Origin of the sequence: Pseudomonas sp. JUb52 (genome assembly GCF_004341115.1) — a bacterium.
GTDB classification, from domain to species: domain Bacteria; phylum Pseudomonadota; class Gammaproteobacteria; order Pseudomonadales; family Pseudomonadaceae; genus Chryseomonas; species Chryseomonas oryzihabitans.
On record NZ_SLYS01000009.1, the window covers coordinates 203,151 to 221,219 of the forward strand.

Sequence of the window (18,069 nt, forward strand, 5' to 3'; positions counted from 1 at the left end):
GCTGATTCTAGGGGAGGGTGGTGTGACGCAAAGTATCTTCTGGTACGACTTCGAGACCACGGGCATCGATCCACGGCGGGATCGTCCGCTGCAGGTGGCCGGGGTGCGTACCGATCTGGAGCTCAACGAGATCGAAGCGCCGCTCAATCTGCATTGTCAGCTGAGCGAGGACGTCCTGCCCCATCCGGCAGCCTGCCTGGTCACCGGTATCCTGCCTGCCACCCTGCAGCGCCTGGGGTTGCGCGAGCGAGACTTCGTCCAGCGTCTGCACGATGAGTTGCGGCGTCCCAACACCTGCAGCGTCGGCTACAACAACCTGAGATTCGACGACGAAATGGTACGGCACAGCCTGTACCGCAACTTTCACGACCCCTATGCCCGCGAATGGCAGCAGGGTAACAGTCGCTGGGATGTGCTTGGCCTGGTCCGGGCGCTCTATGCCTTTCGCCCGGAAAGCCTGGACTGGCCGCAGGACGAGCAGCGCGTTTCCCTGCGCCTGGATCGCCTGACCGTCGCCAATGGCATCGAGCATGCCCAGGCTCACGACGCCCTGGCGGATGTGCGCGCGACCCTGGCGCTGGCGCGCCTGGTCAAGGAGCGCCAGCCAAGGCTCTATGACTATCTCTGGACGCAGCGCCAGAAAAAGGCGGCGCTGGCGCGCATTCGTCTGCTCGAGCCCCTGCTGCATGTCTCGGGACGCTTCAGCGCCGAGCGGCACTTTCTCGCTCCTGTCCTGCCGCTGGCCTGGCATCCGGTCAATCGCAACGCGTTGATCGTCTGCGACCTCGGCCTGGCGCCGGAGCCGCTGCTGGATCTGGACGTCGACACCCTGCGCGAACGCCTCTATACCCGACGGGATGCGCTGGCCGAGGGTGACCTGCCTGTGCCGCTCAAGCTGGTACAGGTCAACAAGTGTCCGATTCTGGCGCCCTTCAGCGTCTTGCGTCCGGCGGACACGGAGCGGCTGCAATTCGATCTGGCCGCCGTCTGGCGCCGCGTCCGCCAATTGCTCGACCAACGTGCGACCTGGCAACCCAAGGTTCAGGCGCTCTATGCCGAGCCATCCGGTTGTGCCGCCCAGGAACAGGAGGCCGAAGAAAGACTGTACGACGGCTTCATCGCCGCCGAAGAACGGCAACTCTGCGAACAAGTTCATCAGTGTCCGGCGGAGCAACTTGGCAGTCGCGCCTGGCCCTTTCGGGATGAGCGGCATCCAGAGCTGTTCTTTCGCTATAGAGCGCGCAACTTTCCCGAGTTGCTGACGGCGGAAGAAGAGGTTCGCTGGCGACGATTCTGTCGGCAGCGTCTGCTGGACAAAGAGGAACAAGGTCATATGACCTGCAAGCAGTTCCTCACCCTGACCGAACAATTGCGGCGTGAAGTCCCCGTTGATCAAGTGCCGATTCTCGAGGCCTGGTCCGCTCATGTTCGGGCGGTGATGCAGCGATTGGACAGGGCTGTTGCCTGAAGGCGCTAAAGCCGGATACCGATCCGAGACGTTTGTTAACAGAAAAGGATCGGTAAGCCGCAGGTTCAGGACCTACTCTATACGCCGCTGTCAAAGCAAGGGGTAGGCAAGAGGAAAGTGCCGTGCCGGATTTGAAAGTGCTGCTGGCGCTGTAGTGCGGGATGTCTATAACGGCGAGCGAGCGGTCACCAGACTTTACCTGGGTCCGAGCCTGGCAGGCTGCGGTAACGCCTGCCCTGCAGGCAAAAAAAACGCCGGCTGGCCGGCGTTTTTTCTGATCAATCCAGCAGCGTTGCCCAGGATTCGACGTCGTCCGAACCCCATTTGGCTTTCCACTCTTTCAGCGTCTTGTGATTGCCACCCTTGGTTTCGATCACTTCGCCATTGTGCGGATTCTTGTATTGCTTAACTTTGCGCGCGCGCTTGGGCGTGTTGCCGTTGCTGGCCTTGTTGGTAGTGCGCGCCTGGCGGGCAGGTTTGGCTTCGGTATCGAGAATGCCGATGATGTCACGCAGGGATTTCTGATACTCACCCATCAACGCGCGGAGTTTCTTTTCGAATTCCAGCTCGCGCTGCAGTTTGTCGTCCTCTTGCAGCGACTTCAGACGCTCCTGCAGTTCCTTGATGGCTTCTTCGGTCTGGCGGTATTCATTGATGAGCGACATAAATGGCCTTTGTTCTGAGTGATGCAGAGATGAAAGTCTGGATCGATCATAGATTGCCTATCGGGATAAGTAAACTATCCACATGACGGGTCGATAATTGCAGCCCGTTTCGTTGCAACAGCGAAGTTGTCGAATGCGAGCAACTTTCGGCAGGGCATTGGTGGAACTTGTCGGCCCTTACTTGTCCTTTGCAAAGTCTTTACCCCAGCCCTACAGGCGAACGCTGTAGCGCCTTGCGCCGCTCGACGCTGCCGGCGACTGCGCCTAGAATGCAGCCCCTTTTCGTTCGAGGTTGTGCTATGCAAACGTTTCGTCTGGTGATCGCCTGTCCGGACGGGGTAGGTATCGTGGCCAAGGTCAGCAACTTCCTGGCGACCTATAACGGCTGGATTACCGAAGCGAGTCACCATTCGGATACGGAGAGTGGCTGGTTCTTCATGCGCCATGAGATCCGCGCCGATTCACTGCCCTTCGATCTGGCCGGCTTCAGTCAGGCCTTCGCGCCCATCGCACGCGAATTTTCCATGCAATGGCGGATCACCGATTCGGCCCAGCGCAAGCGCGTGGTGCTCATGGCCAGTCGCGAATCCCACTGCCTGGCCGACCTGTTGCACCGCTGGCACAGCGGCGAGCTGGATTGCGAGATTCCCTGTGTCATCTCCAACCACGACACCCTGCGCAGCATGGTCGAATGGCATGGCATTCCCTTCTTCCATGTGCCGGTCGACCCCGCCAACAAGCAGCCGGCCTTCGACGAGGTGTCGCGGCTGATCGATCTGCACCAGGCCGATACCGTGGTGCTGGCGCGCTACATGCAGATCCTGCCGCCGGATCTCTGCGCGCGCTATGCCCACCAGGTGATCAACATCCACCACAGCTTCCTGCCGTCCTTCGTCGGCGCCAAGCCCTACCACCAGGCGTCGCAGCGTGGCGTCAAGCTGATCGGCGCCACCTGCCACTACGTGACCGAAGAGCTGGATGCCGGCCCGATCATCGAGCAGGACGTGGAGCGCGTCAGCCACAGGGACAATGTCGAGGACATGGTGCGGCTGGGCAAGGACGTCGAGAAGATGGTGCTGTCCCGCGGCCTGAGATACCACCTGCAAGAGCGGGTCATGGTCCATGGCAACAAGACCGTCATCTTCGACTGACCGCGATCTCCAGGCGGCGCCCGGCACTGCGGAGCCGCCGCCGCGCCTGGGCGAAGGCTGCCTGGCCCGCTATGACCTGCAGGCCATGGCGGAAGAGGGCGGGGCCGACTTCGGCGCCGCCGCGGCGCTCTGGCGGCAGCTGCAGGCACGGCAGGATCATGAGGACGCCGCAGTGGACGCCCCGGACAGCCGAGGTACGGACCCGGCTCAGCTGTCCTGAGCAGCGGACTCGGCGCTGGTCTTGGCCTTGAGATCGGCGATCTTGCGTACCTCGGAGGCGAACACCTCGTCCTGCACGGTCGGCCGTTTCTTCCAGGGCTTGCGGTCGGGCTTGGGTTGAGCGGCGTAGGTGACGATTTCGCCACCGTAGACATCTTGATAGCGCTGGGCCTGGCGTTCCAGTTCAGCGCGAAGTTGATCTTTGGTCACGGGTTCGATCTTGTTCGAGTGTCGCGAGAGGCGAGCGGTCGTCAGGACCGCTCGAAGCCGTTGCGCAAAGGGCGCGGCTGCGGAGTCTAGCCGCCGCGACGTCCTTTGCCTATCCCGCTCAATCCAGGATGCGCATGGACAGGTCGATGGCCTTGACGTCCTTGGTCAGGGTGCCGATGGAGATGTAGTCGACACCGGTCTGGGCGATGCCGAGCAGGGTGTCCTGGTTGACGCCACCCGAGGCTTCCAGCTTGGCCCGGCCGGCGGTCAGGGCTACCGCCGTACGCATGTCAGCCAGGCTCAGCTCGTCCAGCATGACGATGTCGGCGCCGGCAGTCAGGGCCTGTTCCAGTTCCTGCAGATTTTCCACCTCGACCTCCACCGGGCGCCCCGGCGCCAGTTCTCGGGCGGTGGCCACGGCCTGGGCGATACCACCACAGGCGGCGATGTGGTTTTCCTTGATCAGGAAGGCATCGAACAGGCCGATGCGGTGGTTGAAGCAGCCGCCGCAGGTGACCGCGTATTTCTGGGCGCGGCGCAGGCCGGGCAGGGTCTTGCGGGTGTCCAGCAAGCGGACGGCAGTGTCCTGCACGAGATCGGCATAGTGGCGGCAGCGGGTGGCGGTGCCGGACAACAATTGCAGGAAATTCAGGGCGCTGCGCTCGCCGGTGAGCAGGGCGCGCGCGGGCCCCTGGAGTTCGAACAGCACCTGGTCGGGCGCGACTCGCTCGCCATCGGCCACCTGCCAGCGGACCTCGACCGCGGGATCCAGCACCCGGAACACCTCGTCGACCCAGGCCGTGCCCGCTACCACCGCGGCCTCGCGGGTGATGATCCGCGCCCGGGCCTGCTGGTGAGCGGGGATCAGAGCCGCCGTGAGATCACCACTGCCGACGTCTTCGCGCAGCGCGGCGGCGACGTTTTCGGTGATGACCTGGGCAAGCTCGGGCAGGATGGCGCTGGACATGAACGGACTCCGATAGGGGTAGCGGCGGACGCGCGGGCAACTTTAGGGGAGGTTGACGATCTGAGATAGACAACGTTGAGTTATTCTAAGGGCAGGCGCTGACCGACAGGTGCCTTGTGAACCCTGTCATGTACTGTGCAGATGCCGATTGGTCGATGCCTTAGCAAAGCAAATAATGGCACATCGACAACGTTTCACCTCGCGGCCAGGGCGGCGAACGTTGTTCAATGCTCCTGTAGTGGAACGCGATTCAGCCGAACGCAAGAACGGTTGTGGGAGGCGGTGGTGCAGAACGACGTAAACGTAGTTCATTTCAAGGCGCTCGGGGAATCTTCTTCCCGATTGCCTGCAGTGCTTTTACCGGTCAGGGATCGCGCCGCTCAGCGACTCAATGCCTCCTTGCAGCAGCTGTTCGACAACGCCGACGATGCGCTGTTTGAAATGGCCGATCGCGCCGGCAGCAACCAGGAACAGAGCCTCTATTTCGAAGCGATGCGCGACCTGCGTCTGCGGCGCAAGAGTATCGAGCGCAGCTTTCTCCAGCAGTATTTCGAGCGCTTCGCTGCGCTGAACAACCTGGTCGGCAGCAAGCCGGAGATGCGCCTGGACAGCGTCTCCTACGAAGACCTCAGCCTGGTGCAGAACGATGCGCTGGAGGAGAGCGTCGCCGTGGACACCATGGTGGCCAAGGCGCTCAGCAACAACGCCATGGCCATCAGCCACCTGACCATCAGATTCAATACCCAGCTGTCGAGCAAGCTCGACGACTCGACGCATCCGCTGGGACCGCGTCGCCTGTGCGAGGCCTTCGTCGAAGCCTGTCGCGATCTCGACACCGACATCAAGGTGAAGCTGATCATCTACAAGCTGTTCGAGCGTTTCGTGCTCAACGGTCTGGGTCAGCTGTACGCGGAGTCCAATCGGCAACTGGTCGACGCGGGCGTACTGCCCCAACTCAAGGCCATCCCCCAGCAGGTCCCGAGCCGTTCGGCCAAGGGCTACAGCGGGCGCACCCCGGCCCACGTCAACAGCGAAGACGATGGCCAGGAACTCTTTGGCACCCTGCAGGGCCTCCTGGCCCAGCTGCGCACGCCGGGCAGCGCCACCCTGGGTGGCGGCATGGCGGTCGACGAGGGGGCCGCGACCGGTGACGGCCAGGTCATTACCAGCTACGACCTCATGCGCCTGCTGTCGCATCTGCAGCAGCAGATTTCCGGCCAGTCCCTGGAGGGCTATGACCTCAAGGCGCAACTGGGGGTGGCCCTGGGCCGCATCAGCGAGCGCTCGGGTCGAAAGCGGGTAGTGGGGCAGGTCGACGAAGACGTCATCAACCTGGTGGCGATGCTGTTCGAATTCATCCTCGACGACCTCACCCTGCCGGATTCGCTCAAGGCGCTGATCGCCCGCCTGCAGATTCCCATGCTCAAGGTCGCGGTCCTCGACAAGACCTTTTTCAGCCGTGGCAGCCATCCGGCCCGGCGGCTGCTCAACGAGATCGCCGCCGCCTCCCTGGGCTGGGGCGAGCAGAGCGATCTGCAGCGCGACGGCCTCTATCAGAAGATCGAGCAGATCGTGCAGCGCCTGCTGTCCGATTTCGTCGACGATCCGGAGATCTTCGCCGAGCTGCTGGCCGACTTCATGGCCTATGTCAGCGACGAACAGCGGCGCAGCGAACTGCTCGAACAGCGCACCCGCGACGCCGAGGAAGGCCGGGCGCGCGCCGAGATCGCTCGGCTGCAGGTCGAGCACGTCCTCAGTCAGCGCCTGCAGGAACACCCGTTGCCAGCTGCCGTGCAACGAGTCCTGCGCGAGGCCTGGAGCCAGTTGCTGCTGCTGACCTGCCTGAAGCAGGGCTACGATTCCAGCGAATGGCGCGCGGCCCTCAAGACCATGGACGACCTGATCTGGAGCATCCAGCCGCATCACGACGTGGCGTCGCGCCAGCGTCTGCTGGAGATGGTGCCCGGCTTGCTCAAGGCCTTGCGGGAAGGCCTGGCCAGCGCGGCCTTCGATCCCTTCTCCACCTCAGAATTCTTCACCGAACTGGAATCCCTGCACGTCCAGACCTTTCAGCAGACCCGTCCCGAGCTGGCGGATGCGGCAGCGGATACCGCGAGCGCTGCACCTGCGTCGCCTGCTGCCGACGAACCCTTCGAGCTGCCACGCGCAGGTGAGCGGATCACCGGGCTGACCAGCGACTCCCTGGAGTGGGTGGATGCCCTCTCGGTAGGCGCCTGGCTGGAGATCCAGGACGTCGAGCAGAAGTTGCGCTGCAAGCTGGCCGCGGTCATCCGGCCCATGGGTCGCCTGGTGTTCGTCAATCGTACCGGCATGAAGGTGCTGGATCGCACCCGTGAGGAACTGGCGCTGGATTACCAGGAAGGCCGGGTGCGGCTGCTGGACGATGCCCTGCTGTTCGACCGGGCCATGACTTCGGTGATCGGTAACCTGCGGGGCCAGTCGCCCTCCTGAGGTCACTGCGACACAAAAAAGCCGTCCCGAGGGACGGCTTTTTTTCATGCCTGGGCCAGGGGCCTAGTGCAACTTGAGGCGCGGCTCGGTCTTGCGTCTCAGGTGATCGCCGGCAAACAGCGCCAGGGCGCGCAGCGGGCCATAGAGGGCGACCTGGTGCATCCGGTAGAGCGAGACATAGAAGGTCCGCGCCAGCCAGCCTTCCAGGGTGAGACTGCCCAGGGCGCCGCCCATGAGATTGCCCACCGCACTGAAGCGCGACAGCGAGATCAGCGAGCCGTAGTCCTTGTAGACGTAGTCGGGCAGCGGCTTGCCTTCCAGGCGCGCCTTGAAGGTCTTGACCAGCAGGGAGGCCTGCTGGTGGGCGGACTGGGCGCGGGGCGGGACGGTACGGGTATCGCCAGGCGTCAGGGGGCAGGCCGCGCAGTCGCCGAGGGCGAAGACGTTCGGGTCACGGGTGGTCTGCAGCGTCGAGTTGACCACCAACTGGTTGATGCGGTTGGTCTCCAGGCCCGCCAGGTCCTTGAGAAAGGCCGGGGCGCGGATGCCGGCGGCCCAGACCTTGAGACTGGCCGGGACGAATTCGCCGGCGGTCTGCAGGCCGTCGGGGCGGACTTCCTTGACCGCTGAACCGGTAAGCACCCGCACGCCGAGTTTTTCCAGGATGCGATGCGCCTGGCCGGCGATGCGCTCGGGCAGCGCCGGCAGGATACGCGGACCGGCTTCGACCAGGGTGATGCGCAGGTCTTCGGGACGGATGCGATCCATGCCGTAGGCCTGCAGCTCTTCGGCGGCATTGCGCAATTCGGCCGCCAGTTCCACGCCGGTGGCACCGGCGCCGACGATGGCCACCTCGATGAATTCACCCGGCTGTTCGCTGACATGGGCGCGCAGGTAATGGGTCAGCAGCTTGCGATGGAAGCGTTCGGCCTGGGCCCGGGTGTCGAGGAAAATGCAGTTTTCCGCGGCGCCCGGCGTGCCGAAATCGTTGGTGGTGCTGCCGATGGCCAGTACCAGGGAGTCATAGCCGATCTCCCGTTCCGGGACCAGGACAGCGCCGTCGTCCTCGATGGCGGCCAGCTGCACCTTGCGCCGCTCGCGATCCAGGCCGGTCATGCGGCCGAGCTGGAATTCGAAGTGGTTCCACTTGGCCTGGGCCACATAGCTCAACTCGTCCTCGGTGGAGTTGAGCGAGCCGGCGGCCACCTCGTGCAACAGCGGCTTCCACAGGTGGGTGGCATTGGCGTCGATCAGCACGATCTGCGCCTGGTCACGCTTGCCCAGGCTACGGCCCAGGCGGGTAGCCAGTTCCAGGCCGCCGGCGCCGCCGCCGACGATAACGATGCGATGGGTCATGGAGAGCACTCATAGAGAAGGAAAGCATGAGCCGGACCGGGCGCGTCGCCGCATGCGGGCGCAGTCCCGGGCCGGTGGAAATCTGGGGTCGTCGAAGCGCGCGAGTCGAGACATCTAGCAAGGAAGATGGGCGAAAAGTCGTGACTTTCAAGGCAGGCGGCCTGCATCTGCTCTGGCAGGGACGCCTGCGGCGACGAGAGGTAGCGCTAGTTTAACCGGGCTGGCCCGGCCATTCGACCCTAGGGAAACTGGGGTCAATCCAGGACCTCCAGCCGATCGCCCAGGCGGATGATGCCGCTTTCCAGGACCCGGGCCGTGAGGCCGCCGTGGCCGCGCATGGCCTGGAAGGTTCCTGGTCCGAGGCGTTCTTCCAGGCGCGCGCAGGGCTGGCACCAGCCGGTGGTCTCCAGCACCGCCTGGCCGATGCGAAAGCGCCGATGCTTCAGGCTGAACAGATTGATCCCAGCGATGGCCAGATTGCGGCGCAGGTCGGCGGGTGCGACCGCCTTGCCGATCAGCGCGGCCACCACCGGCAGGTGTTCCCACTGGATCAGGGTGACCTGGCGCTGGTTGCGCGGGGTGGGGCGGGCGTGATCGCCGGTCAGGCCGGCGTCACGCCGGGCCTCCACCGCGTCGATCTCGACCATGGGCGCGCGCGAGATGGGTCGCACACCGATCCAGCGCACCTCGCCGGACTGGGGGACCTGGGCGAGCAGTTCTTTGAGAGGGATCATGGGGTTCCTCGACGCGATGGTGGTGCCAATCCGAGCGGTAGGGCAGGATAGCGGCCTCGATAGACCGTTCAAGAGAGGATGCCATGCGCGCTGGAGTTCTGGCGTTGTTGCTGTCGTGTCTGCTGGTGCCCCTGACCGCCCTGGCGCTCGAGCCGGGTGAGCGGGTGGCGCCCTTCACCCTGCTCGATCAGCGTGACCAGCCCTATACCTTCGATGACCAGTTGCAGGTCCTGCTGGTGGCGCGCAGCATGAGCGGCTCGGGGCTGGTGAAGGAAGCTATGCGCGACCAGCCGGCGAACTATATCGACGGCACCCGGGTGGCCTACATCGCCGACATCAGCAGCATGCCGGCGGCCATCACCCGGATGTTCGCCGTGCCAGCCATGCGCAAGTATGGCTATCGCGTGCTGCTCGACCGCGAATCGCGCATCGTGCCGCGCTTTCCCGGAGCGGCCGACAAGGTGCTCTGGGTGACCCTCGACCATGGCCGTTTCGTCGGCCAGCGTGAATTCAGCGATGCCCGCGCGCTGCGCGATGCGCTCAAGGCCAAGGCGCACTGATGGACGGGGTGTTCGTCGAGGGCTGGTATCGCGAGGCGCGGCTGTGTCCTTCGCCCAACCACAACGAACGCCCGGCAGGGACGGAAGTGTCCCTGCTGGTGATCCACAACATCAGTCTGCCGCCCGGGCAGTTCGGCACTGGCTGCGTCCAGGCTTTCTTCCAGAATTGCCTGGATCATTCGGCCCATCCCTTCTTCGCCGAGATCGCCGAGCTGAAGGTGGCGGCGCACTTTCTCATCGAGCGCGACGGGACGGTGACCCAGTTCGTCTCCTGCGCGAAGCGCGCCTGGCATGCCGGCGTCTCCTTCTTCGACGGGCGCGAGAACTGCAACGACTTCTCCCTGGGCATCGAACTGGAAGGCACGGACGACCTGGCCTACACCGACGCCCAGTATCGTGCCCTGGGGCGGCTGACGCGGGCGTTGCAGCGCGCCTATCCGGCGATCACCGCGGAACGTATCCAGGGCCACAGCGACATCGCCCCGGGGCGCAAGACCGATCCCGGTCCGGCCTTCGACTGGGCGCGACTGCAAGGCGAATTGGTCGTCGACGAAAACTAGCCGAGGCCGGCTGCGTCCCAGCCGAACACCGCGCAGGCATTGCGGGTGGTAACGGTGGCCAGGGTTTCGGGTGAGACGTTCCAGAGCGGCGCCAGGGCGGCGCAGATGGCTGGCAGATGGGTGGGGCTGTTGCGCACGTGCGGATGCATCGCGGGCGGCATGTCGGGAGCATCGGTCTCCAGCACGATGCCCTCCAGCGGCAACTGTGGCAGTACCCGCCGCAGTCTCTTCGCCTGCGGCCAGGTGGGCGCGCCGCCTAGGCCGATCTTGAAGCCCAGGCGCAGGTATTCGCGGGCTTCCTCGAAACTGCCGGAAAAGGCATGGGCAATGCCGGCCTTCGGCGGCCTGAGCCGTTTCAGGATCCTGACCACATCGGCATGGGCACGGCGCACGTGCAGCAGCACCGGCAATTCCAGCTCCATCGCCAGGCGCACCTGCTGTTCGAAGAACCAAGCCTGGCGCGCCTTGTCCGGCGTCTCGATGAAATAGTCCAGACCGATCTCGCCCAGGGCGCAGAGGCGGGGATCGCTCCGGCGTTCCAGGCAGAAGGCCCGGAGCGCTTCGATATCGGCCTCCTGATGACGCTGCAGGTACAGCGGATGCAGACCGGGCGCCGCATGGAGGCCGGCATTATCCGTGGCGACCCGCCAGAGTTGCGGCCACTGGCTGCGCTCGACGCCGATCAGCACCTGGCGGATGACTCCAAGTCGCGCGCATTCGGTCAACAGGGCCGGCCGCTCGGCGTCGAAACCCGGATAGTCCAGGTGATTGTGGGTGTCGATCAGCAGGCTCATGACAGGCGGCGTTTGAGGACCCTCGGGATGGCTTGGACACCGGGCAGATAGTGGTCGTTTTCCAGGGCGTCCAGCATCAGTTCCAGAGCGCGCTCGGTGATGACCTCGTGTTGCTGGGAAATGGCGTTGACCTTGAACGGCAGGTAGTCGAGCAACTGGGTATCGCCAAAGGTGGCCAGGCGCAGGGTGTCGCCTTCGGCCAGCGGATGATCGCGCAGCACGTCCAGCACGCCCTGCAGCAGCACATAGGAGGTGGTCAGCAGGGCCTCGGGCCAGTGGCCGAGTTCCTCAATCATGGCCAGCGCCTGGGCGCGACCGCCTTCCCGACTGTAGTGGGGGGCATGCCGCTCCCAGTGGCGCGCAGGATGATCGGCGAGGGCCGCGGCGAAGCCGGCGGCGCGGGCGCGGCTGATGGCGAGGTCGGGGCGGGCGCCGATCAGGGCGATGCTGTGGGTGTCAGGCGTGAGCAGGGTAGCGGCCAGCTGACGGCCGGCGGTGTGGTCGTCGCTGACCACCGAGCAGAAGTGCGCCGGATCGAGCTGGCGATCGATGGCGATGATCGGGATGTTGTGTTCCTGCAGCTGCCGGTAGGGGGCGTCGTCCTCGGCCAGGCTGCTGGCAGTGAACAGGCCGTCGCAACGGCGGGCGCGAAACAGCGCGATGAGCTGGCGTTCGCTGTCGGGATTGTCGTCGGTGCAGGCGATCAGCAACTGGTAGCCACGCGCCCGTGCCCGGCGTTCCAGCTGCTTGGCCAGGCGCGCGTAGCTGGGGTTTTCCAGATCCGGCAGCAGGAAGCCCAGGGTGTGGGTCGCCCCGCGGCGCAGGCCGGCGGCGCGCTGATCGGGCTGGTAGCCGTGGGCCTCGACCACGGCCATGACACGCGCCACGGTCGCGGCGCTGATGCGCCTTTGCGCCGCCTTGCCATTGATGACGTAGCTGGCGGTGGTAAGGGATACGCCGGCCAATTGGGCGATGTCGCTGAGTTTCACGCCTGTTCCTCATGGGACCTGAATGGCCTGGCGCTCTATGACGCAGGCGAGACGGTCTTTATTGTGTGTTGTGCTTCAAGGATCGGCGATTATCGAGTAACGTTCCAGTCCCATTGGGTGAAACGTTTCAGCTTTCTGTTGTCCGACGGCTGGCACGAATCTGCCAAGGGCCCTGCCACGCCTCTCCCGACGCGGTTGCAGGGCTGAGCGAGCCGGCAAGCATCTATTACAAGAAAGGCACGGCGCCAGGATCAGGCGCGCGGCGCCGGAGGTATCCTTCCATGTTCGAACTCAATGCCCAGCATATCCGCATGGCCCAGCAGGCGCCGGACAAGGCGACCGCCCTGGCCATGCTCGCCGAGTCCCTGGTAGCCGATGGGCTGGTCGCCCCGGGTTATCTAGATGGGCTCAAGGCCCGCGAGGCCCAAGGCTCCACCTACCTCGGCCAGGGTATCGCCATTCCCCATGGTACGCCTCAGACCCGCGACCAGGTGTTCGTCACCGGCGTGCGGATGATGCAATTCCCGCATGGCGTGGACTGGGGCGACGGTCAGCTGACCTACCTGGCCATCGCCATCGCCGCCAAATCCGACGAACACCTGCGCATCCTGCAGCTGCTGACCCGCGCCCTGGGCGAGAGCGATCTGCAACAGGCGCTGCGCGACGCCCGCGAACCCCAGCAGATCCTCGACCTGCTGCAGGGAGCGCCCCAGGCCCTGGCGCTGGACGAAGAACTGGTGCAGCTGGCCATCGATGCCGAGGACCTGGAAGACCTGGCCTGGCAGGGTGCGCGCATGCTCAAGCACATGGAATGCGTGGGGGCCGGTTTCGCCGGTGCCCTGCAGGCCAGCCAGCCGCTGCCCCTGGGCGACGGCCTCTGGTGGCTGAACAGCGAGACCGCCGTGAAACGCCCCGGCCTGGCCTTCGTCACCCCGCTGCAGACCCTACAGGTGCAGGAGCAGCCGGTACGCGGCCTGTTCTGCCTGGCCAGCCTGGGCGAGGGCCATCGTGCCCTGCTCGAACGCCTCTGCGATCTGCTGGTCGCCGGCCGTGGCCAGGAGCTGGCCCAGGCCACCTCCCGCCGCGCCGTGCTCGAAGCCCTGGGCGGCGAAGTCGCCCCGGACTGGCCCAGTGCCCAGGTGGTGCTGGCCAACGCCCACGGCCTGCATGCCCGTCCGGCCAAGGAGCTGGCACGGCTGGCCAAGGCCTATGACGGCGAGATCCGCGTGCGCGTCGACCACGGCGCCCCGGTCTCGGCCAAGAGCCTGTCGCGGCTGCTGGCGCTGGGCGCCCGGCGCGGCCAGACCCTGGAATTCCTGGTCGAGCCCGGCACTCCGGCCGAGGCGGCCCTGAACGATCTGATCGGCGCGGTGCAGGCCGGACTCGGTGAAGAAGTCGAGCCGGTCACCGCCAGCGCCCCGGCCCCGGCCGGTGCCGCCCGGGTCACCGCCATCAGCCTGGTGGACCCCTCCGAACAACTGCCGCTGGCCCCGGGCGATCGTGCTCAGGCCGTGGCCGCCGCCCCCGGCCTGGCCGTGGGCCCGGCCCATGTGGTGGCGCCCCAGCACTTCGACTATCCCGCCACCGGCGAAGGCGCCGCCGCCGAGCGCCAGCGCCTGGATGCGTCCCTGGCCGCGGTACGCGCCGACATCGAGGCGCTCATCGCGCGCAGCGAGGCCAGCGCCCTGCGCGAGATCTTCCTGACCCACCTGGAGATGCTGGAAGACCCGGATCTGCAGCAGGGCATCGCCGCCCGGCTCAAGGCCAACGCCAGCGCCGCCGCGGCCTGGGACGCCCAGATCGAGGAAGCGGCCAGCCAGCAGGAAGCCCTGCACGACCGGCTGCTCGCCGAGCGCGCCGCCGACCTGCGCGACGTCGGTCGCCGGGTCCTGGCCCAGCTGTGCGGCGTCGAATCCGCCCGCGAACCCGACGAACCCTATGTGCTGGTGATGGACGAGGTCGGCCCGGGCGACGTGGCGCGGCTCGACCGCGAGCGCGTTTGCGGCATCCTCACCGCCCGTGGCGGTGCCAGCTCCCACAGCGCCATCGTCGCCCGTGCCCTGGGCATCCCGGCCATCGTCGGCGCCGGTCGCCGGGTGCTGGACCTGGCGCCGCGCAGCGTGCTGCTGCTGGATGGCGACAAGGGCACCCTGGAAATCGCCCCGGATGCCAGCCGCATCGAGGCCGTGCAGCGTGAGCGCGAGGTCCAGGCCGAGCGCCGCCGCGCCGCCGAGGCCCGGCGTTTCGAAAGCGCCACCACCCGCGATGGCCATCACGTCGAGATCGCCGTGAACCTGGGCGACACCGCCCAGGCCGCCGCCGCGGTGGAGCAGGGCGCCGAAGCCGTCGGCCTGCTGCGTACCGAGCTGGTGTTCATGAGCCACGACAGCGCGCCCGACGAGGCCGCCCAGGAGCAGGAATACCGCCGCGCCCTCGACGGCCTGGCCGGCAAGCCGCTGGTGGTGCGTACCCTGGACGTCGGTGGCGACAAGCCACTGCCCTATCTGCCGCTGCCGCCGGAAGAGAATCCCTTCCTCGGCATCCGTGGCATCCGCCTGACCCTGCGTCGTCCCGAGCTACTGGAAACCCAGCTGCGCGCCCTGCTCAAGGCCGCCGATGGCCGACCGCTGCGGATCATGTTCCCCATGATCGGCCGGGTCGAGGAGTGGCGTCAGGCACGTGACATCCTCGCGCGCCTGCGCCAGGAGATCCCCACCACCGATCTGCAGGTCGGCATCATGATCGAGGTCCCCTCGGCCGCGCTGCTGGCCCCGGTGCTGGCCCCGGAAGTGGACTTCTTCAGCGTCGGTACCAATGACCTGACGCAATACACCCTGGCCATCGACCGCGGGCATCCGCTGCTGTCGGGCGAGGCCGATGGCCTGCACCCCAGCGTGCTGCGCCTGATCGACATGACGGTGCGGGCCGCCCATGCCCATGGCAAGTGGGTTGGTGTCTGCGGGGAGCTGGCCGCCGATCCCCTGGCGGTGCCGGTGCTGGTTGGCTTGGGCGTCGACGAACTGTCGGTTTCGGCGCGCAGCGTGCCCCTGGTCAAGGCTCGGGTCCGCGAACTGGAGTTGCGTCAGGTGCAGTCCTGCGCCGCGCGCGCCCTGGAGCTGGGTACCGCTACCGAAGTGCGGCAGAGCGTGGAGGCCCTGCGATGAGCCGCATCCTCACCCTGACCCTCAACCCGGCGCTGGACCTCACCGTCCAGTTGCCGGAGCTCAAGCCCGGCGCGGTGAATCGCAGCGAGGCGGTGATCGTCCATGCCGCCGGCAAGGGCATCAACGTCGCTCAGGTGCTGGCCGATCTCGGCCACGAGCTGACCGTGAGCGGCTTTCTCGGTGCCGACAACGCGGCCGCCTTCGAAGCCCTGTTCGCCCGCCGCGGCTTTACCGACGCCTTCGTCCGGGTCGCGGGCGAGACCCGCAGCAACCTCAAGCTGGCCGAGGCCGCGGGCCGCATCACCGATATCAACGGGCCCGGCCCCGAGGTGTCCGCCGCGGCCCAGCAGGAATTGCTCGAGACCCTGGATCGTCTCGCGCCCGGCCATGACGCCGTGGTGGTGGCCGGCAGTCTGCCGCGCGGGGTGACCCCCGAGTGGCTGGCCGCGCTGGTCGGTCGCCTCAAGTCACTGGGCCTGCCGGTGGCTCTGGACACCAGTGGCGCCGCCCTGCGTGCCGCCCTGGCCGCCGGTCCCTGGCTGATCAAGCCCAATACCGAAGAACTGGCCGAGGCCTGCGGTGCACCGGCCGAGACCGCGACCGAGCAGGCACTGCTGGTCGAACAGCTGCGTGCCCTGGGTATCGAGCACCTGGTGATCTCCCAGGGTGCCGATGGCGTGCGCTGGTATGGCGCCCAGACCCTGGAGGCGCAGCCGCCCAAGGTCACCGTGGCCAGCACCGTCGGCGCGGGGGATTCCCTGCTGGCCGGCATGCTGCACGGCCTGCTCATCGGCCAGTCACCGGAGCGCACCCTGACCACGGCCACCGCCATCGCGGCCCTGGCGGTCACCCAGATCGGCTTCGGCATCAATGATCCCGCGCAACTCGCCGCCTTCGAAGACCAGGTGCAGGTGCGTGTCCTTCCCGACTTTCCGCTAGAACAAGAATCAGGGGTAAACCCATGAACATCGCCATCGTCACGACCTGCCCGACCGGCATGGTCACCAGCGTGCTCAGTGCGCGCCTGCTGGACGCCGCCGCCCAGCGCCGCGGCTGGACCACCAGCGTCGAGATCCACGACGGCCCCGAGGCCACCCTGCTGACCGACGACCAGGTGGCGCGCGCCGAACTGGTCGTGGTCGTCCACACCGGCGCGGTCGACCTTTCGCGCTTCGTCGGCAAGCGCGTCTACCGCGCCGCCCCGGCCGAAGCCCTGCGCGATGTCGATGCCTTCCTGCAGCGTGCGGCCAGCGAAGCCAAGGTGCTGGAACAGGCCCCGGCGGCCAGTGGCGCTGCGCCGAGCGCTCCGGCCAGTGCCAGCGAAACCCCGCGGCTGGTGGCCATCACCGCCTGCCCGACCGGGGTCGCCCATACCTTCATGGCCGCCGAGGCGTTGCAGAACGCGGCCAAGAAGCTCGGCTATCGCCTGCACCTGGAAACCCAGGGCTCGGTAGGGGCGCGCAATCCACTGCCGGCCGAGGCCATCCGCGACGCCGACGTGGTGCTGCTGGCCACCGACATCGAGGTCAATGTCGAGCGCTTCGCCGGCAAGCGCGTCTATCGCTGCGGCACCGGGGTCGCCCTCAAGCAGCCCGAGGCGACGATCAAGAAGGCGCTGGCCGAGGGCGAGACCCTGGCGGGCAGCGCCGCGCCAGCGGCGGGCGAGGGCGCCAAGCCGGCCAAGAAGGAAGGCGCGGGCGTCTACAAGCACCTGCTCACCGGGGTGTCCTACATGCTGCCGATGGTGGTGGCGGGCGGTCTGCTGATCGCCCTGTCCTTCGTCTTCGGCATCGAGGCCTTCAAGGAGCAGGGCACCCTGGCTGCGGCCCTGATGCAGATCGGCGGTGAATCGGCCTTCAAGCTGATGGTCCCGGTGCTGGCCGGCTATATCGCCTATTCCATCGCCGACCGCCCGGGTCTCGCCCCCGGCATGATCGGCGGCTGGCTGGCGGCCAGCCTGGGCAGCGGTTTCATCGGCGGCATCATCGCCGGCTTCCTGGCCGGCTACGTGGCCAAGGCCATCGCCCAGCACGTCAAGCTGCCGGCCAGCGTCGAGGCGCTCAAGCCGATCCTGATCATCCCGCTGTTCGCCAGCCTCATCGTTGGCCTGGTGATGATCTATCTGGTCGGCACCCCGGTGGCCGGCGCCCTGAGTCGACTCACCGACTTCCTCAACAACCTGGGCACCAGCAACGCCGTGCTGCTCGGCCTGATCCTCGGCGCCATGATGTGCATCGACTTCGGCGGCCCGATCAACAAGGCTGCCTATGCCTTCACCGTCGGCCTGCTGGCGTCCAAGACCTACGGACCCATGGCCGCCACCATGGCCGCCGGCATGGTGCCGCCCATCGGCATGGGCATCGCCACCCTGCTGGCTCGGCGCAAGTTCGCCCAGAGCGAGCGCGAGGCGGGCAAGGCGGCGTCGGTGCTGGGGCTGTGCTTCATCTCCGAAGGCGCGATTCCCTTCGCCGCCAAGGATCCGCTGCGGGTGATCCCGGCCAGCGTCATCGGCGGTGCCCTCACCGGTGCCCTGGTGATGCTGTTCAACTGCAAGCTGATGGCGCCCCACGGCGGCCTCTTCGTGCTGCTGATCCCCAACGCCATCAGCCACGCCTGGCTGTATCTGGCGGCCATCGCGGCCGGCAGTCTGGTGACCGGGGTCATCTACGCGGTGCTCAAGCGCAACGAAGCCGCCACCGAGCTGGTTCCGGCGGCCTGATCCAGACCCTGGCAACACGACGGTAACAAGAGGTTACACTG

The 18,069-nt window shown here is 66.5% G+C and carries 16 protein-coding genes; 9 read left to right on the forward strand and 7 right to left on the reverse strand.

The window, feature by feature from the left end:
* Nucleotides 1–22 precede the first annotated feature (22 nt).
* Nucleotides 23–1,468, forward strand: a complete 1,446-nt coding sequence (gene sbcB, locus EC839_RS16535) for an exodeoxyribonuclease I (RefSeq protein WP_132832878.1) — start codon at nucleotides 23–25, stop codon at nucleotides 1,466–1,468.
* Between the two features lie 278 nt (nucleotides 1,469–1,746).
* Here the strand turns inward: sbcB and mvaT are convergent, their stop codons facing one another.
* Nucleotides 1,747–2,133 carry a histone-like nucleoid-structuring protein MvaT gene (gene mvaT / locus EC839_RS16540; protein ID WP_132832879.1) on the reverse strand — a complete coding sequence of 129 codons (387 nt, stop codon included), beginning with the start codon at nucleotides 2,131–2,133 and terminating at the stop codon, nucleotides 1,747–1,749.
* Nucleotides 2,134–2,432: 299 nt separating this feature from the next.
* Here mvaT and purU point away from each other — a divergent pair, with 299 nt between their 5' ends.
* Entirely contained in the window at nucleotides 2,433–3,284 is an 852-nt protein-coding gene (purU, locus tag EC839_RS16545; RefSeq protein ID WP_132832880.1) for a formyltetrahydrofolate deformylase, read from the forward strand.
* Nucleotides 3,256–3,504: a hypothetical protein gene (locus EC839_RS16550; protein WP_132832881.1), complete on the forward strand. Its 249-nt coding sequence runs from the start codon at nucleotides 3,256–3,258 to the stop codon at nucleotides 3,502–3,504. Before purU ends, EC839_RS16550 begins: the two co-directional genes overlap by 29 nt.
* Here the strand turns inward: EC839_RS16550 and EC839_RS16555 are convergent.
* On the reverse strand, nucleotides 3,492–3,713 hold the full coding sequence (locus EC839_RS16555) for a hypothetical protein (protein WP_132832882.1): 222 nt from the start codon (nucleotides 3,711–3,713) through the stop codon (nucleotides 3,492–3,494). The genes EC839_RS16550 and EC839_RS16555 overlap by 13 nt on opposite strands.
* A 118-nt stretch (nucleotides 3,714–3,831) precedes the next feature.
* The gene (gene nadC / locus EC839_RS16560; RefSeq protein ID WP_132832883.1) at nucleotides 3,832–4,680 is read right to left on the reverse strand and encodes a carboxylating nicotinate-nucleotide diphosphorylase; all 849 of its coding nucleotides are present in this window, start codon (nucleotides 4,678–4,680) and stop codon (nucleotides 3,832–3,834) included.
* Nucleotides 4,681–4,965: 285 nt separating this feature from the next.
* Between nadC and EC839_RS16565 the strand changes: the two genes are divergently transcribed.
* Nucleotides 4,966–7,152 (forward strand): DUF1631 domain-containing protein, encoded by a 2,187-nt coding sequence (locus EC839_RS16565; RefSeq protein WP_132832884.1) that lies wholly within the window; start codon nucleotides 4,966–4,968, stop codon nucleotides 7,150–7,152.
* Nucleotides 7,153–7,215: 63 nt separating this feature from the next.
* Here EC839_RS16565 and EC839_RS16570 read toward each other — a convergent pair whose 3' ends face one another.
* Entirely contained in the window at nucleotides 7,216–8,508 is a 1,293-nt protein-coding gene (locus EC839_RS16570) for an NAD(P)/FAD-dependent oxidoreductase (protein ID WP_132832885.1), read from the reverse strand.
* A 254-nt stretch (nucleotides 8,509–8,762) separates the two neighbouring features.
* A complete protein-coding gene (locus EC839_RS16575; protein ID WP_132832886.1) occupies nucleotides 8,763–9,242 on the reverse strand; it encodes an MOSC domain-containing protein in 480 nt (159 codons plus the stop codon).
* 83 nt (nucleotides 9,243–9,325) lie between these two features.
* On the opposite strand from EC839_RS16575, the gene EC839_RS16580 reads away from it, so the two are divergent.
* Together EC839_RS16580 and ampD are read left to right on the forward strand one after the other, a co-directional pair.
* Nucleotides 9,326–9,802 carry an FAD/FMN-containing dehydrogenase gene (locus EC839_RS16580; protein ID WP_177416751.1) on the forward strand — a complete coding sequence of 159 codons (477 nt, stop codon included), beginning with the start codon at nucleotides 9,326–9,328 and terminating at the stop codon, nucleotides 9,800–9,802.
* Entirely contained in the window at nucleotides 9,802–10,362 is a 561-nt protein-coding gene (gene ampD, locus EC839_RS16585) for a 1,6-anhydro-N-acetylmuramyl-L-alanine amidase AmpD (RefSeq protein ID WP_132832887.1), read from the forward strand. The genes EC839_RS16580 and ampD overlap by 1 nt, the downstream gene beginning before the upstream one ends.
* Here the strand turns inward: ampD and EC839_RS16590 are convergent.
* Together EC839_RS16590 and cra are read right to left on the reverse strand one after the other, a co-directional pair.
* A complete protein-coding gene (locus tag EC839_RS16590) occupies nucleotides 10,359–11,156 on the reverse strand; it encodes a TatD family hydrolase (protein WP_132832888.1) in 798 nt (265 codons plus the stop codon). The genes ampD and EC839_RS16590 overlap by 4 nt on opposite strands.
* Complete coding sequence (gene cra / locus EC839_RS16595) at nucleotides 11,153–12,145, reverse strand: catabolite repressor/activator (RefSeq protein ID WP_058792216.1); 993 nt, start codon at nucleotides 12,143–12,145, stop codon at nucleotides 11,153–11,155. The genes EC839_RS16590 and cra overlap by 4 nt, the downstream gene beginning before the upstream one ends.
* A 281-nt stretch (nucleotides 12,146–12,426) precedes the next feature.
* Here cra and ptsP point away from each other — a divergent pair, with 281 nt between their 5' ends.
* Genes ptsP through EC839_RS16610 form a run of 3 tightly spaced genes read left to right on the forward strand, consistent with a single transcriptional unit; the run spans nucleotide 12,427 to nucleotide 18,028 of the window.
* Nucleotides 12,427–15,309, forward strand: coding sequence for a phosphoenolpyruvate--protein phosphotransferase (gene ptsP, locus EC839_RS16600; RefSeq protein ID WP_132832889.1), 2,883 nt, complete (start codon nucleotides 12,427–12,429; stop codon nucleotides 15,307–15,309).
* Complete coding sequence (gene pfkB / locus EC839_RS16605) at nucleotides 15,306–16,274, forward strand: 1-phosphofructokinase (protein WP_132832890.1); 969 nt, start codon at nucleotides 15,306–15,308, stop codon at nucleotides 16,272–16,274. The genes ptsP and pfkB overlap by 4 nt, the downstream gene beginning before the upstream one ends.
* The gene (locus tag EC839_RS16610; RefSeq protein WP_132832891.1) at nucleotides 16,271–18,028 is read left to right on the forward strand and encodes a PTS fructose-like transporter subunit IIB; all 1,758 of its coding nucleotides are present in this window, start codon (nucleotides 16,271–16,273) and stop codon (nucleotides 18,026–18,028) included. The genes pfkB and EC839_RS16610 overlap by 4 nt, the downstream gene beginning before the upstream one ends.
* Nucleotides 18,029–18,069 lie beyond the last annotated feature (41 nt).

Excerpts from the sequence above, each read along its gene's own strand:
- ampD (WP_132832887.1), top strand. The coding sequence starts at position 9,802 with ATGGACGGGGTGTTCGTCGAGGGCTGGTATCGCGAGGCGCGGCTGTGT.
- EC839_RS16550 (WP_132832881.1), top strand. The coding sequence starts at position 3,256 with ATGGCAACAAGACCGTCATCTTCGACTGACCGCGATCTCCAGGCGGCG.
- mvaT (WP_132832879.1), bottom strand. The coding sequence starts at position 2,133 with ATGTCGCTCATCAATGAATACCGCCAGACCGAAGAAGCCATCAAGGAA.
- EC839_RS16570 (WP_132832885.1), bottom strand. The coding sequence starts at position 8,508 with ATGACCCATCGCATCGTTATCGTCGGCGGCGGCGCCGGCGGCCTGGAA.
- ptsP (WP_132832889.1), top strand. The coding sequence starts at position 12,427 with ATGTTCGAACTCAATGCCCAGCATATCCGCATGGCCCAGCAGGCGCCG.
- EC839_RS16580 (WP_177416751.1), top strand. The coding sequence starts at position 9,326 with ATGCGCGCTGGAGTTCTGGCGTTGTTGCTGTCGTGTCTGCTGGTGCCC.
- purU (WP_132832880.1), top strand. The coding sequence starts at position 2,433 with ATGCAAACGTTTCGTCTGGTGATCGCCTGTCCGGACGGGGTAGGTATC.
- nadC (WP_132832883.1), bottom strand. The coding sequence starts at position 4,680 with ATGTCCAGCGCCATCCTGCCCGAGCTTGCCCAGGTCATCACCGAAAAC.
- EC839_RS16575 (WP_132832886.1), bottom strand. The coding sequence starts at position 9,242 with ATGATCCCTCTCAAAGAACTGCTCGCCCAGGTCCCCCAGTCCGGCGAG.
- EC839_RS16610 (WP_132832891.1), top strand. The coding sequence starts at position 16,271 with ATGAACATCGCCATCGTCACGACCTGCCCGACCGGCATGGTCACCAGC.
- EC839_RS16590 (WP_132832888.1), bottom strand. The coding sequence starts at position 11,156 with ATGAGCCTGCTGATCGACACCCACAATCACCTGGACTATCCGGGTTTC.
- pfkB (WP_132832890.1), top strand. The coding sequence starts at position 15,306 with ATGAGCCGCATCCTCACCCTGACCCTCAACCCGGCGCTGGACCTCACC.